The organism is Paenibacillus sp. 37 (assembly GCF_008386395.1).
In the GTDB taxonomy this organism is placed as follows: domain Bacteria; phylum Bacillota; class Bacilli; order Paenibacillales; family Paenibacillaceae; genus Paenibacillus; species Paenibacillus amylolyticus_B.
Genome location: NZ_CP043761.1, coordinates 5228702 through 5243966 on the forward strand (window position 1 = coordinate 5228702; position 15265 = coordinate 5243966).

The window sequence follows — 15265 nt, forward strand, 5'->3', positions numbered from 1 at the left end:
CACGATAAAGGAGTGCATCGAAAAAGTGTCCACGATAACAAAAGAAACTACAGAGTCCGTTCAAGTTACTGCCGCAGATTATGTTCATTCCGTTTATGAGTCGGTTGTCGCCAGAAATCCGCACGAAGATGAGTTCCATCAGGCTGTCAAAGAAATTCTGGATTCCCTTATTCCTGTTATTGAAGCACACCCCAAGTATAGGAACCATAGTCTGCTGGAACAGCTTGTTGAACCCGAACGCGTAATCACATTCCGTGTCCCATGGGTAGATGATCAGGGCAAAGTTCAGGTTAACCGTGGATTCCGGGTGCAATTCAACAGTGCCATTGGCCCTTACAAAGGCGGACTTCGCTTCCATCCTTCTGTATACTCGGGCATCATCAAGTTCCTTGGCTTCGAACAGATCTTCAAAAATGCTTTGACTGGTCTGCCCATTGGCGGTGGTAAAGGCGGTTCTGACTTCGATCCCAAAGGAAAATCGGATCTGGAAGTCATGCGTTTCACGCAAAGCTTCATGACAGAGCTGTACAAATATATCGGTTCCGATACGGATGTACCGGCAGGTGACATTGGTGTAGGCGCAAGGGAAATTGGTTACATGTTCGGGCAATACAAACGTATTCATGGCGGCCATGAGGCAGGCGTATTGACAGGTAAAGGTCTGCTGTACGGAGGAAGCTTGGCACGTAAGGAAGCGACTGGCTTCGGCTGTGTGTACTTCGTGAAGGAGATGCTGCAATCCAAGGGGCTCAGCTTCCAAGACAGCACAGTCGTTGTCTCCGGCTCTGGTAATGTGTCCATCTATGCCATTCAGAAGGCACAGGAGCTTGGAGCTACAGTCGTGGCGTGTAGTGACTCAGGTGGCTACATACATGATCCACAAGGCATCAACCTGGATACCGTGAAACGTCTGAAAGAGGTTGATCGTCTTCGCATCAGCGAATACATCAAAGAACACCCGCATGCTACATATACCGAAGGCTGTGAAGGCATCTGGTCTATCCCTTGTGATATTGCTCTTCCATGTGCAACGCAAAACGAGATTGATGAAGAAGCTGCGGCCCTGCTGGTTAAAGGTGGCGTGAAGGCCATTGGCGAAGGCGCGAATATGCCTTCCACCCTGGATGCCATTGACGTCTTCCACGGTGCAGGCGTGCTGTTTGGTCCAGCCAAAGCGGCTAATGCTGGCGGTGTAGCCGTGTCTGCTCTTGAAATGTCACAGAACAGCATGCGGTTGTCCTGGTCATTTGAAGAAGTAGACGCGAAGCTGCATGACATCATGAAGAACATCTACACCAGCTGTGTAGAAGCTGCTGAAGAGTATGGCTGTGAAGGTAACCTCGTAGCCGGAGCGAATATCGCCGGTTTCCTCAAGGTAGCCGATTCCATGATTGCTCAAGGTGTAGTTTAATTTAAATACGTGATTCTCCACGATCAAAGGGCGTTCCCATCAATTTGGGTAACTGCCCTTTTTTCCTTGTCTTCAATTGCTCTAATCGCAAGGCAATGGTAAAGTGGTACTGACGTAATTCCATCTATTTGTACTTTTATAAGGAAGTGTTCACATTGTCTAACCAACCATTTTCCAGCACTGCGAATCCTCATCTTAGCGCAGACTGTGAGCAATGTTTTGGCCTGTGCTGTGTTGCCTTGCCCTATGGCAAGTCATCTGACTTTGCTTTTGATAAAGCCAGCGGCACACCCTGTTCCAATCTGCGCACGGACAATCGCTGCGGTATCCATACCCAGCTTCGGCAGAAAGGGTTCAAAGGTTGCACGGTATACGACTGTTTCGGAGCTGGACAGAAGCTGTCCCAAGTGACCTACGCGGGCAAAGATTGGCGTGATCATCCAGAGTCTGCAAAGGAGATGTTTGATTGTCTGCCTGCCTTGCGACAACTTCACGAGTTGCTCAGTTATATGAAGGAAATGATGATGAGACCGGAGACGTCATCCCTTCACTCGGCATTTGGTGAGTTATATGAGGAGGTTGAGCGCTTGAGCAATCTGGAGCCTGCGGCTCTTCTCCGTCTGGATATCGCCAATTATCGGTCCAGTGTGAATCAACTCTTGGTCCAGGCAAGTGAGATGGTACGCGCGAATTTGCCACCCACCGCTCATGGACAAGGGAAGTCGAAGAAGAGTAAAAAACGTACCGGAAGTGACTTTTTTGGTGCCAATTTAAAAGGGGCTGACCTGCGGGGCGCAAGCTTCCGTGGGGCTTTAATGATCGCAGCCGATCTCCGAAATGCAGATACACGAAATGCGGATTGGATTGGCGCGGACTTGCGGGATACGGATCTGGGCGATGCAGACCTGAGAGGTGGCATCTTCCTGACGCAATCCCAGATTAATGCAGCCAAAGGTAATGTGAATACCAAGTTGCCGGATCATCTTAACATTCCCTCACACTGGGTGTAGCAACAGCAAAAAAAACAGCTCGTCCTATACATCCAAGGACGAGCTGTTTCTATAAAATCACTGGAACGAATCAGAATTATAACAAGTCACGGCGAAGATCTTCAGCCGATTTCGGAGACAAGTGACCGAGCGGAATATCAAATACCGTTTTCGCTCCCTTATGTCCTTCCACGCTCAAGCGTTGTGCGGCTCTTGCATACGCCACAAGTACGCTTGCTGTAAATTCAGGATTGCTGTCGAGTTTCAGACCAAATTCAATAATTTGCTTTTGACCAGCACCTGTAACCCCACTGCGAATAACAAATCCACCATGAGGCATACCTTCATGCTCGGATTTCAATTCTTCTTCGCTAATAAATGTTACAGTTGTATCGTAATCTGCAAAATAGTTAGGCATCGACACAATCGTCTCACGGATCTCATCCTGATTAGCACCATCTTCTGCTACCACATAACATTGACGCAGATGTTTCTCGCGTGTAGACAGCTCTGGTGTCTCCCCTGCACGAATGCGGTTGATCACCTCTTCAACAGGTACAGTATACTGTACACCCGCCTTAACGCCTGGAACACGACGAATAGCATCCGAGTGGCCTTGGCTCACACCTTTGCCCCAGAACGTGTACTCTTTTCCTTCTGGCAGGATGGACTGTGCAAGCAGACGGTTCATGGAGAACAAGCCTGGGTCCCAACCTGTGGAAATGACACTTACGTGACCGCCTTGCTCTGCCGCAGCATTAACTTCTTTGTAGAATTCAGGAATCTTCGCATGTGTATCGAAGCTATCTACCGTATTGAACAACTTGGCGATGGCTGGTGTCTGCTCTGGAAGATCGGTTGCAGAACCACCACAGAGGATCATAACATCAATCTTGCCTATGTATTGCTCCGCTGCAGAGATATGCTCAAAACGTACTTCTGTGCTTTCAGCGACCATCTGCTCCGGATTACGACGTGTAAACACAGCAATCAGTTCCAGATCCTCGTTCTGGGAAATGGCTTTCTCTACACCTTTACCCAAGTTACCGTAACCAACAATACCCACTCTAATCATGTTCAATCCTCTCCTGTCTTCTTCTATAGTTGTCTATTACTCTGTTTATAATGATATAACATACCATGTAACCTGTCAGGTTTCCAGTTCGAAATAAAAATACCTTGCAGCGGTGCAGCAATAATGCGGCTCCGTATGCAAGATATTTTGGCGTTCATTCGTTATATTTGCTTATGATTCTGTCCAGGTCAATGTCAGTTCAATAACGCCTTCCTGTGACGCCAATGCCCCTCCAATTAAAGACCAGACATCCTGCGTTTCCGGGTCAGTTCCCTGAATAATAATATTTTTGTCATCAATCGTCTGACCTGCATCCGTCAACTTTTTGGCATCGAAGTAATCTTTATACAGCTTGGATATGGTCTTCATATCTTGTTCCGTGGTGAAAATCACCATGGCCGATTGCTTGCCTTCATCCTCACCGGAATTGGCCAAACGAATGGTTGCATCTTCCGGCAGGGGGAAGTCACTTGGCAAATTCTCTGGCAACTCATTGGTTCCAGCAGCCGCTTCCTCACCACTTTCTGAATCCGAGTCGGTTGGCGCAGTCGTACCTTCCGTCTCGGTCACTGCACTAGTTGTTGCTTCGCTTGCACCTTCATTAGTCGCTTGTTCACCCGTTCCGGAGGAAACTTCAGTGTCCACCTTCTCCGTATCACTCGGTTCGTCTGCCGCGCTGCTGCAAGCACTCAAGGCCACCATCATCGCCAGTGCCGCACAGGCCATTACATATTTCCTTCTCTTCACCATCTGTTCCACTCCTTCCACTTCATTTAATGTGCTAATCACGTTCAAACGACTGGATCACAGGCACCGCATGAACGTTATTCTTAACCCATATCACAGATACAGATAATACACTTAAAGACAATAGACAACTGGCTACGAGAATGGACAGGAAGCGGGTGATCACTCTAAACTTTTTCATCCATCCCTCCTCCTCATCCTGTTCATCATGTGTTTGTGGAATCATATTACTCATAGGTCACTGGACGGTGTCACTAATTTCATGATCTCGGCGGCGACAATATCCGGTTGACTGTTGTGGATACTGTGTGTCACTTGTGGAACCGTCAGCTGTGTTCCATGTCTTGACCATGAAGCAAAATTCGCTTGGTCGGCCTGCCATGCATGACTGTCCTCATCCAACTCCTCCGAATCGGCTGTGAGGATCGTCAGGGGAAAGCCAAACTTCGTTTTGTTCTCAAGCACACACGCTGCATTTGTTCTGGAATTCCGAACCTCTTCCATGACATTGTCATTGTACGCATGTCTCAGCGTGGATATCGTGACAGCTTTTTTCATCGGTTCCGTTACCAGATTTGGGTCAATGACCAGAGATGCCAGCATGCGATCCGATTGCAGCAATGTTCGTGCGATGCCTGTTTTCACCAGAAAACGGGACCAATCCATCATCCATTCCGGTGTATTCAGGTCCGTACGACTGTAATACTCCGGGCTTCCGCCATCGATCATGACCATGCCAGCCACCTCATCAGGATACCTTTGCGCAAACCGCAGTGTCTCCAGCGCACCCAGGGAGTGACCAACCATGATGTAAGGTGGACGTTGACCGGATGTTCGCAGCAATTGGTGGATCTCTTCCGAGATGGTATCAACATCACGAGGGTCATCCGTATAGTCGCTGTATCCGTACCCGAACCGGTCATATACCGCAATTTTCACCTGTGATTTCAACTTGTCATATAGCGGACTGAAATCCACATACGGATTAGGTGTACCCCAGCCTGAGGCAAACACCACGGTTACCTCTCCTTTGCCAGCGGTGTATAGGTGCATGTTGCGACCACTCACTTCATAATACTTGCCTGGCGGGGGATAGGACTTCATATCCTGCGTGGATTGATACGCTTCATACGCTGTACCTGCCAGCAGCAAAAGTCCTGTGGCAAGCATGATGCCTCCCAGCACTTTTAAGCCTCTCCGTAACCCCTTCTTCATCTTCTCTACCCCTTATCCCAAAGGTTCATCTATATATATGTATGCTTCAATCGTACCCAAGAAATAGCGGGATTGAAACAATCCCGAGTCCAGTTCTTTCCCCAACCAAAGTCCAGTGTCCCTCCCCTACCTGTGACGCAAAAAAAACTGCAAATCTCCCATTCAGGAAACTTGCAGTTCATCTATACTTGTATTCTAAAACTCCTACCTCAATCTATCTCACGATGATCCTTACCTATAGTTGCAAAGTAAGACCCACCGGGCAATGATCACTGCCCATCACGTAGCAGTCGATATGCGCATCTGCCACCTTAGGTGCCAATTGATTGGATACTAGAAAATAATCAATGCGCCAGCCCACGTTCCGTTCTCTAACCTTCGGCATATAAGACCACCAGCTGTATACATCCGTACGATCCGGATACAGATGGCGGAAGCTGTCCACATAACCAGACGCAAGCAAATCAGTCATCTTGCCACGCTCTTCAAGGGTAAATCCGGAATTGCCCAGATTGGGCTTCGGATTCTTCAGGTCAATCTCCTGATGAGCCACATTCAGGTCACCACAGACGATAACCGGCTTAGTCTGCTCCAATTGCAGAATGTACCCCCGGAATCGATCCTCCCATTCCAGACGGTAAGGCAGCCGGGTCAGATCCCGCTTCGCGTTAGGGGTATAGACGTTCACCAGATAAAACTCATCATACTCCAATGTAATCATCCGTCCTTCCGGCTCACTGTCCTCCTCCATCCCGTAACGAACGGATAAAGGTTTAATTCGGCTAAATACAGCCGTACCGGAATATCCTTTTTTGATTGCATAATTCCAATATTGATAAACATCTTCCCCCAGGTCCATCTCAATCTGTCCGGCTTGTAATTTGGTCTCCTGAAGGCAGAAAATGTCCGCCTGACTCTCCTGATAATAATCCATGAATCCTTTGGTCACACATGCCCTTAAGCCATTCACATTCCAGGACACCAGCTTCATATCCTCATCTCCTCACATCTCTCCAATATAGCACGGGCTCATTCAGAGGGACAAGCCTTACGGCTCTGGAATGAGATGGAGTCATTGGAATCCTTATGGGGCTAGCTTGCCTATATTTCGCTTCGTAACTTAGAGAACACCGCAAGGTCAATATATCTGCCTTTCTCAAACTCATGCTGCCGCAGTACACCTTCCTGTTGAAAACCAAGCTTGTGTAACAGGCGAATTGACGCCTCGTTCTCCGGTTCAACCTTTGCTTCGATCTTGTTAAGCTGCATGCTTGTGAATCCAAAATGTAACACAGCACAGGCCACTTCAGTCATAACACCGCGGCCCCAGAAAGAGGAACGCAAGTCGTATCCAATCTCTGCACGATGATGTACATCTTCATAGTTCAGGAACCCACAGGTTCCGATCACTTTACGAGTTTCACGGTCTTCAATCATCCAGCGTAAACCCGTATGTTCCTTGAAAATCTTCGTATACCAGTTCATCTCACCCTGTGCATCCTCCACGGATTCAAAGGGAGTGAATGGCATATATTGAACCACAGCTTCATCGGAATATAACGCGAGCAGATCATGGCTGTCTCCAGCCTCTGCTGACCGGAGGATGAATCGTTTTGTCTGAATTAACGGAAATAGATCAAACCTAAATTGTTCACTCATGCGAGGTCTCCTTTGCAACATTCATTGTAGAAGTCCATTTTACTACACTTGCCTTCATCAAGCTTTTACTATTAATATGTTCTATTAAGGCATTACTGTAGAAAAGGATACATAGGAGAGGACGTGCTATTATTACACAATCATATGACGTTATTATCGTAGGAGCCGGCTCCATGGGCATGAGTGCAGGTTATTATCTATCGCGCAGTGGATGCAAAGTTTTACTAATGGATGCCTTCGACCCTCCGCATACGGAAGGTAGCCATCATGGGGATACCAGACTGATGCGCCATGTGTACAGTGGTGGGCCTGACTATATGGCCATGGCACTGCTTGCGCAGAAGTTATGGCATGAACTGGAGGCAACGACCGGAGACCAACTCTTTGTTCCTTCCGGTGTAATAAATGTGGTTGATCCGGAGATTCACTCCTTCCACGACCGATTGAGCCATGCAGATGATGCAGGGATTCGTTATGAAACATTGCACGCAGCCGAGGTGATGAAACGCTGGCCAGGTATTACAATACCTGAACATTACGAGGGCATGTATGAGCCTGATGCGGGTTATCTGTATAGTGAACCCTGTATTCGTGCCTTTCGCAGGGCAGCCGAAGCTCATGGTGCTACCTTGTTAACGCACACTCTTGTGGAGCATATCGAATACGGACCACATTCCGTGGCAGTTCAGACTTCAGGTGGCGAGACATACCACGCGAATCACATCATCCTGAGCGCTGGTGCCTGGTTCCAGACGTTGAAGCCCTTCGTGGATCTCCCGATTCAGGCCGTACGTAAAACAGTTGGATGGTTTGATGTACCAGAGGCTTTGTATGGTGAGACACATTTCCCCGGATTCACATTGGCAGGAAAAGAAGGTACATATTATGGATTCCCGAGCATTGGCGGATCAGGACTGAAGATGGGGCGTCATGATACAGGTCAGGTGTGGACACCTGGAAGTACAATGGCTGCTTTTGGTACGGAAGAGTCCGATGAGGGTGATCTTCGAAGATTGCTTGAGCTTCATATGCCGCAAGCAGCTGGAGAGTTGAAGCGTGGCAGTGTGTGCAAGTATGAATTCACTTCGGATGAAGATTTTATTATCGACCGACACCCTGCCCATGAACGTGTGTGGCTCGCAGGCGGTTTCTCCGGTCATGGCTTCAAGTTCGCAAGTGCTATTGGGCAGATTCTATCCGACCTGGTGCAAACGGGGCACACGGATCAGGATATTAGCAGGTTCGCCCTATCCCGTTTTCGTTAAGTACCTGCCGGGTGGATGAATATATGTATTGTCTAAAATAGCTACTTTCCTTGAGGGTGCAGTGTTGCTTAGAGCACTGCACCTCCAAGAAAGAAGGACACGTAATAACGTTTAATTCATGCGTACTCACACTAATTAACTTTGACTAGGCTCCATTGCTGATTGGCCCCGCCATTGTCGGCCCACTGAATCGTGGAGGCACCCGCGGTCAGAGAACCTTGATTGATGTCAATCGTCAGGCCACTGTTTCGATTCGCAAGTACCACATATCCTCCCACATCAATTGGCAGCCATTGCTGATTGTTGCCCCCGTTATCTTGCCACTGAATCAGAGCGGCTCCGCCTTGTGTAGAACCCGAATTCACATCCAGCAAAAGCCCACTGCCCACATTGCGGATGTTGTAATATCCGTTCCCTGCGGACTCCAGTTTCCACTGCTGGTTGGCTGCTCCATTATCATTCCACTGAATGATTGTTGCCCCACCCGTAGAAGAAGCACCGTTAACATCGAGTGCAAGTCCACTGTTGCGATTGATTAATTTGTAGATGGCCCCGGATTCATATCCTGTACCGCCATTGTAAGTTGCACCGGAAATGACGTAGGTTGTGACCGAATTGGCCTTGGCCGTAGCGGTAAAGGTTTTGTTTTGCACCGAAATATTGGTCAGTTGCTGCAACTTCTCAGTCGAAGAGGTCCGATATACCTGAGCAGACGTGCCTGTGTTCGTAAAACGACTGAGATCATAGGTTACCGTTGTATCCGTCGATTCCGAATTGGTCGTGACCAACACAACTTTGCCGGAAGCCGCATCATAGGCTGCAAGGGTATTGGCATCACTCATGCCGATAATCTTGTACCCAGGACGAATAAATTTGCTGTAATTACCCATGACATAGTATTTTTGGTTCACGGTATAACTGGTCGTTTGGGTATTGTTCAACACGTTTTTGAAGAATCCCCATCCGTCGGCACTATCCACGGCTTGCCAATACACCCATCCACTTGCGCCCATATTGCGAATATCCTTGAGGATGGTCCGTGACATCGTAAGTCCGCTTGCATCCCCATCGCCATATTCCGAGGTCCACAGATGTTTGCCCACAGACGTCGCTGTGTTGCGCAAAGCCGTACGATTGCTTCCACCATACGTATGGGTATTGATCTGAGTAATCGCTGATTTAACCGCATTGCTGTAGCTGTTGAACGACACATTGGTATCATCGATACTGTATTCTTCCGGTGCGCTCAGCTTCGTGGACAGACCCTTCGCATTCAACGAAGCTTGTAGCTGACTCAGAATTGTGTTCTGATCCGCCCGGTCAAAGTGCATGCCCTCCTGGTCATTGCTCTGCTTCCACCATGTCGAGATCGGTTCATTCAGCGGAGTTACACTATCAAATGTGATCCCCCAGTTATCCCGAAAATGCTTCACAACCTCGGTTAAGTAATCGGCAAAATCATCGTAGTAATCGGGCTTGAGGTTGTTACCTCCATTGGCCGAACCGGACACATTACCACTGATGGTCATCCAGTAAGGTGCGGAATTCGCAAAAGCTTCGATGACATTCACGCCTTGCGCTTTGGCAGCTTGCAGCATATATCGTTGGTTTGCATCTGCATTCCAGTCATACACGCCCGGAGAAGGCTGGTAACCAGGAACGGCTTTGCGATATTCAAGGATATTGGACGATGGATTATCCCCGCCTCCAATGTTGTACCGCAGGATATTCAGCCCCAGTCCGGTATTCGCGTTGAACATTTTCTCCACATACTCATCCCGATTGGAGTATTCTCCAACCACCTTGCCCCACCACGCGAGGGATGTTCCCCATCCTTCCATCGTCTGATATTGCTTCGATGGATCGGCAACAGCCGTGTAGGCTCCCGCAGCAGATACCTCTGTGCCCAGACCCAAACTACTTGTTAGCAGACTTCCTGCCAGCAGCAGCGAGCTCATTCGTTTTAACCACTTCATCCGCTTCACTCCTTGTGATTTTTTAGAAAACGAACACCCATTATTGTGCAACCTCTCGGAAGGTCGCGTCTGACTTATCCAGTGCAGTAACGACAGCTTCCAATCTCAGCACATTATTATAATGTCTCAGGTACAGGTTCGGATTACTAAACGAGGTATACGATGTCCAACTGGTGTTAGCAAGTCCATTTACCCGTTTGAACGTGGCGTCATTTCGGAATGTAGTGCTGCCGTCATTTTTCACGAGTGTGATGTTGCCATTATTATTGCGCAGGAAATAACCCGGATAATTCATGGACTCAAACGAAATGCCTGTTGCATTCGACAGCCCGGGAACGATACGGAATTGTGCATCTTCCGCTGGACTGACATTGGCATCAATCCGTGCCTGATAGTTGTAGTGACGAATGAAACTGCCAGGCACATTGAATGACTCCAGCTTGCGGATATCACCCGGTTGTCCGGATTCTTTCAATACGGTCATATGCCGGACGAGTCCGGTAAGACCTGCAATCTCTTGTTTGGCACCCCAAGTCTGGAAGTTGTCAGCAGAGTCGCTGTAATAATATTTTTGTGTTGCATAGCCGTCAAAGTAGATTCGCCAGGAACCATTATCCAGCTGAACAAGCGCCGGACCTTCCACCCAAGAACCCCAACCTGCCCAATCCCCTGTACCTTTAAAGGTATAAGGACCCGCTAGCGAGGTGGCTGTCGCATATTCGATGTATTTAGTGGTCTCGTTTTTGGTAAAAGCATGATAGGTTGAGCCTGTCTTCACGATAAAAGTGTCGATATAATTGGGAGCAATGCCTGCCAGTTCAGTAGGTGCAGACCATGAGGTAGACGCTAGATTGCTGCCTGAAGCTGTGAGGACATAAGGTTTGAAATTCTCATAGTTGCCTGGTGAGAGGGACACGATAACGTTCAGACTGCCGTTGCTGTCTTTGAACCATTCCGGTGCCCAGGTGTGTGCGATTGTGGCAGGTGTGGATAATGTAATGTTACGAACAAATGTCCAGTTTACCTTATCCGTGCTGGAGGCGATGCCGATGGTGTTACCCGACCAGTTCGTGGTGTAGACGACGTAATATAGACCATCTGTGTGCTTCATGATGCTTGGATCGCGGATCAGATTGGCCGGAGGTGTATAGGCTGGCCCTTTTAGCAAACCATAGTGTGTCGCATTATAGGATTCATAGATATACATATTGGACTCACTTGTGTTCGTGAAGGCGGATATCGTATAGACACTTGTCGCAGCTCTGGCTGTATTGGGGAAAAACATTGTTAATAGAAGTAATGTTCCGAACAGCAGGATCATTTCGGCCTTGAAACCGCTGTGTCCTCTTGCTCTGTCTTTCCTCTTCGTTAACATCAGGTCATCTCCTTATCCAGGATTGAAAGGAATAATGAATTAGACTTAACATACCTTACAGCCGATTTAAACGTTATCTTGGAGTCATCCCTCTATAAGCACACCTTACGACTACCTGTTCAAATTCCAATTACATGAAGCATCACTCCCTTCACAGATCATGGATGAACACTCTTTATATATGTAAACGGTTACAATTCATTAATCTACAAGTGTTACCTTAGTTCGTTGTACCAACCTGATCACCACAGTTCCCCCATTCCCTTAGCTAATTCACTCACAAGACTGAATCCAAAGATTCACAAGCTCGGGTTATTTGACTAAGAAAATGAGGTAGTGTGACTGTGTTAAAAGGTGAAACGTAGCGTGCGACTCGAACTATCTCGATCCAGTTCTTGTTCTCAACCATAGTTGAATCGGTAAGACAGCTAACGATCCATACATGAACTATTCCACCGCAACCCACGGATAACGGGATAATGCGTCCAACAGGAATCGTACCCGTTCTGGCGTTTTTCCTTCTTCATCGAACAAAAGTAATTCATTCTCTTCCTGTAGCCATGCTACTGGAATTTTGTAATCCTCTTGCGGACCAATCTGCCAGTAACGGCCCAGATGATGTCCGTTCAGGTGAATCGTTCCTTTGCTCATCCCGGTCAGGCGAAGCATCAGATTCACTTTATGATGCTCCGAAACCGCAGGCTTCGCGAAACGCCAGCGGTACCAGACCGGCTGACCATACGATCCTCGGATTGGAGTATGATTGGATACAGGGTGAGACTTCTCACTCAATGTAGCACGATTAACCGATTCATTCGTGGTGTAGGGCACCAGATTGGCAGTACAATTGCCACCTGCGGCGATACCAGGCTGTCCTGCACGCTGGATTGACCCCTGTGCTCCAGGATGGATCGATTCCTGTCCTACCTCGTAGCTCACCCATTGTTGCGGAAGCAATGCATCCGTCCCTGCCATACGCCAATCCTTCAGTTCTCCCTGACTCGGATATGTGATTAGTTCCAGTCGATCCAGCGAAGAGCGGCTATACGGCATTTCCAGTGTATTTGTCTCTCCGGGCTTGATATACAAGGATATGTCTAACGTCTGGAAGGCAAACCAATCCTGATATCCTTCCATCGGAACTTCGATGCCATTGATACGAAGGCCTTTGCTCAGTGCACCCACGAGAATCGCACGATCCATGCCATCCAGCGTAAAGCTTCTGCTCAGAAGTGGAGATTCTTGGAGAGAGTTCACCTCATCGAGATGCACAAGTCCACTCTCCATACGCCAATCCCGACGAATATCCTGAACCTTGCCACTCAGATACACAGCACCAGCCAGACCTTTGCTCTCACCTAAATACGGAGAGAAGTTCAATCTGCCCATATGCTGTACCAGAATCTGAAGTGTATTCTTCCCTTTGGCCACCTGCAACTGCACTCCAGCGGCACCTATCTGACGCACTAATGCCTGCTGAACACCATTAACGATGATTCTGGCAGTATCTTGGATATCCGGCAAAATGAGGTTTGTGACCCCTTCGGTTGGACTCTCGAAATCACATTCGTACAATAGATAACCAAAATCTTGTCCGTATCGGGAAAAGTCTTCGGGTTGTCCACTCGCCGAGCGTTGCTTCGCAGTTAACGTAATACGTGACATCTCAGGAGAATCAGACAACGTCGGCGCACTCGGTAATGTCCACGGAAGCTGCTGCTGTATACCTGTAATAGACTCCTCACCGTCAAAGAACTCGTGACCTGTTAACGTCCGTTCTCCATCTGTCCAGTCACCAAGCAGCATTATCATGCGATCCGGATCCGTGATCATGCCCTTGACCTGACCAGATGACAACACGTCCACGTCATCGAACCCGATCACATAACGTAGTCCCTTCTGATCTGTTGCTTCCAATCGCCATGTTCGATTCATCATCTCTTGATCCAGAATGACGAAACGGATCGGTGTGCCGTTTGCTTCCAGTTGGATCATTCCCGGCTCTTGGAAATGGAACAGGTCGAAGCGGTGTACATTCCTTGATGAATCATGCTCGACCAGCACTTGCAGCGAACTGTCCATGACGTTCAAGTCCACGGCTTCCAATTCAACTATGGAACGCTGCCCTGCTGGGGCCACGATGAACAGGGTCAATACTCCATTGATCATTTCATTGCCCGTAATCATCGTTCCTGCAGTCAGGTATACGTGTTCAGCAATCTGTACTCGATCCAGCAACGGAACAATCTGTCCTGGATTCAGCGATACGAGAAGAGTCCGGCCTTCCTCTAGCGTAATGTGCATGGTCTCCCGTTCATCCTTGTGACTCTCCAGGAACCAAATCTTCTGGTTGTTAGCCTGTCTGCCTCGTACAGATATGCCTTCAGGATGACGTACAACGATCTGTTCTTCTGGAATTTCCTCTGTTTCCATCAGAAGGGCCCCGAAAGCATGGACGAAATAGGACAAATTCTTGGTTACAGCATATTTCGGTGTCACCCGTCCATATTCGTTCAGCGGTGCATCATAGTCATAGGACGTAATCATGAAGATGTCACTGCTACCCATCGTTCTGCCGCCATATCCTCCGAAGTTCGTGCCACCATAGAACATGTAGTGACTGATTCCGGTATACCCGGCACGCAAAATCTCCATGATACGTCTCTCCAGCAAAGGCGCTGTCTTCTGAATGGCTGAAGGCCCTCCCCAATTCTCAAACCATCCGGTCCAGAATTCAGTGACCATCTTCGGGGTGTCCGGCTGTTTGACTCGAAGTTTCTCATAATGCCCGTCAGCACCTGACCAGAAATTAGCCCCTTCAATGGTGCCTTCCGCCCCGCCAACGCAAGTGATCAGCGTAGCGTCAATGCCACGTTGCAACAATCCATCTCTCAGCGTATTCATATGGTCACTTGCAGCAGCGTCATCCATCAGATACCCGTATTCATTCTCCACCTGCACAAGAATGACCGTACCCCCAGCTGATAACTGTCGCTCCCGAATAATTGGCACAAGCCGGTCAAAATACAAATTCACATAGTGCAGATACATCTCATTGTTTTCCCGGAATTTCACGCCGTCCTTCGTACCAAGCCAGTATGGAAAACCGCCAAAATCCCATTCTGCACAGATAAACGGACCCGGACGTGCGATGACCCACATGCCCAGTTCTGCGCACAAATCCAGAAATGCTCCGCAATCGTTGTCCCCTTCAAAGGACCACTGTCCTTCTTCCGGTTCATGCACGTTCCACGCAAAGTAGGTGTCGATGCAGTTCATACCTGCCAGCTTCGCCTTCAGCAGAACCTCACGCCATTCCTCCTTTGGCATACGGAAATAATGGATCGTTGCACTGTTCAGAAATACACGCTCTCCGTTCAGGAAAAAACTGCGTGCATCGTATGTTAATTCAGATTGAACACTGTTCTCAGCCCTGGCGGTGTTCTTCTCCTGTTCCTGCAGCAAAAGGGATGCTTTCTCTGTCAAAGATATCCCCTCCTTCTCTTTATTGATATAAATTGAACTAAAGCTTATTTACACTGCGCACTTCGAT

At 48.3% G+C, this 15265-nt stretch carries 12 protein-coding genes; 3 read left to right on the forward strand and 9 right to left on the reverse strand.

What is annotated here, in order from left to right:
• Positions 1-25 precede the first annotated feature (25 nt).
• Both gdhA and F0220_RS22450 read left to right on the forward strand, forming a co-directional pair.
• On the forward strand, positions 26-1411 hold the full coding sequence (gdhA, locus tag F0220_RS22445) for an NADP-specific glutamate dehydrogenase (RefSeq protein WP_179198416.1): 1386 nt from the start codon (positions 26-28) through the stop codon (positions 1409-1411).
• 155 nt (positions 1412-1566) lie between these two features.
• The gene (locus F0220_RS22450; protein WP_091013512.1) at positions 1567-2421 is read left to right on the forward strand and encodes a pentapeptide repeat-containing protein; all 855 of its coding nucleotides are present in this window, start codon (positions 1567-1569) and stop codon (positions 2419-2421) included.
• A gap of 76 nt (positions 2422-2497) precedes the next feature.
• On the opposite strand, the gene F0220_RS22455 is transcribed toward F0220_RS22450, so the two are convergent.
• From F0220_RS22455 to F0220_RS22475, 6 genes are all read right to left on the reverse strand, one after another.
• Positions 2498-3475: a diaminopimelate dehydrogenase gene (locus tag F0220_RS22455; protein WP_372238418.1), complete on the reverse strand. Its 978-nt coding sequence runs from the start codon at positions 3473-3475 to the stop codon at positions 2498-2500.
• 171 nt (positions 3476-3646) lie between these two features.
• Positions 3647-4264, reverse strand: a complete 618-nt coding sequence (locus tag F0220_RS22460; protein WP_223199754.1) for a hypothetical protein — start codon at positions 4262-4264, stop codon at positions 3647-3649.
• Positions 4257-4403 carry a hypothetical protein gene (locus F0220_RS32595; RefSeq protein WP_165980244.1) on the reverse strand — a complete coding sequence of 49 codons (147 nt, stop codon included), beginning with the start codon at positions 4401-4403 and terminating at the stop codon, positions 4257-4259. Before F0220_RS32595 ends, F0220_RS22460 begins: the two co-directional genes overlap by 8 nt.
• Positions 4404-4453: 50 nt before the next feature.
• Positions 4454-5437: an alpha/beta hydrolase gene (locus tag F0220_RS22465; RefSeq protein WP_105599933.1), complete on the reverse strand. Its 984-nt coding sequence runs from the start codon at positions 5435-5437 to the stop codon at positions 4454-4456.
• Positions 5438-5672: 235 nt separating this feature from the next.
• Complete coding sequence (locus tag F0220_RS22470) at positions 5673-6428, reverse strand: exodeoxyribonuclease III (protein WP_149846766.1); 756 nt, start codon at positions 6426-6428, stop codon at positions 5673-5675.
• 110 nt (positions 6429-6538) lie between these two features.
• Positions 6539-7096 carry a GNAT family N-acetyltransferase gene (locus F0220_RS22475; RefSeq protein WP_105599935.1) on the reverse strand — a complete coding sequence of 186 codons (558 nt, stop codon included), beginning with the start codon at positions 7094-7096 and terminating at the stop codon, positions 6539-6541.
• A 131-nt stretch (positions 7097-7227) separates the two neighbouring features.
• On the opposite strand from F0220_RS22475, the gene solA reads away from it, so the two are divergent.
• Positions 7228-8361 (forward strand): N-methyl-L-tryptophan oxidase, encoded by a 1134-nt coding sequence (gene solA, locus F0220_RS22480; protein ID WP_105599936.1) that lies wholly within the window; start codon positions 7228-7230, stop codon positions 8359-8361.
• A 131-nt stretch (positions 8362-8492) separates the two neighbouring features.
• Here the strand turns inward: solA and F0220_RS22485 are convergent, their stop codons facing one another.
• The 3 genes from F0220_RS22485 to F0220_RS22495 all read right to left on the reverse strand — a co-directional run bounded on the left by F0220_RS22485 (position 8493) and on the right by F0220_RS22495 (position 15198).
• Positions 8493-10337 (reverse strand): RICIN domain-containing protein, encoded by a 1845-nt coding sequence (locus F0220_RS22485; protein ID WP_105599938.1) that lies wholly within the window; start codon positions 10335-10337, stop codon positions 8493-8495.
• Positions 10338-10377: 40 nt separating this feature from the next.
• Positions 10378-11712 carry a glycoside hydrolase family 43 protein gene (locus F0220_RS22490; protein ID WP_105599939.1) on the reverse strand — a complete coding sequence of 445 codons (1335 nt, stop codon included), beginning with the start codon at positions 11710-11712 and terminating at the stop codon, positions 10378-10380.
• 447 nt (positions 11713-12159) lie between these two features.
• Positions 12160-15198, reverse strand: a complete 3039-nt coding sequence (locus F0220_RS22495) for a beta-galactosidase (RefSeq protein WP_105599941.1) — start codon at positions 15196-15198, stop codon at positions 12160-12162.
• Positions 15199-15265 lie beyond the last annotated feature (67 nt).